At 61.7% G+C, this 441-nt stretch carries 1 protein-coding gene; it reads left to right on the forward strand.

Annotation, left to right across the window (positions count from 1 at the left end; genetic code table 11):
- A partial coding sequence (locus K9U41_RS23250; protein ID WP_282643201.1) for a helix-turn-helix domain-containing protein occupies positions 1–420 on the forward strand: 420 nt, incomplete at its 5' end.
- Positions 421–441 lie beyond the last annotated feature (21 nt).

The following is a 441-nucleotide window of genomic DNA, read 5'->3' on the forward strand; positions in this document are numbered from 1 at the left end:
CTCAATCAGCAACCGGTGGATATCTCTCTGGCTGAAGTCGTCCTCAAGGACCTCATCCCGGAAGGTCGCGAGACCCCGGTGACACCAGAGCGCATTATCGCGGAGACCGCCGACTACTTCGACATCTCTGCGGACGATCTTTTAGGCACCTCCCGCGCTCAGACCCTTGTCACAGCCCGACAAATTGCGATGTACCTGTGCCGCGAGCTCACTGACCTCTCGTTGCCCAAGATCGGTGCGCAGTTCGGCAACCGGGACCACACGACGGTGATGTACGCCGACCGGAAGATCAACCAGCTGCTCGCCGAGCGCCGCGAGAAGGGCCCGGCCAAGAAGGCGGCCAAGAAGACCGCCAAGCGTGCCCCGGTCAAGAAGACGGCGAAGAAGACCACCAAGAAGGCCGCCGCCAAGAAGGCCTGATTTGCTCCGTTGGTCGAGGAG

The organism is Xanthobacter autotrophicus, assembly GCF_029991245.1.
GTDB classification, from domain to species: Bacteria; Pseudomonadota; Alphaproteobacteria; order Rhizobiales; family Xanthobacteraceae; genus Xanthobacter; species Xanthobacter autotrophicus_C.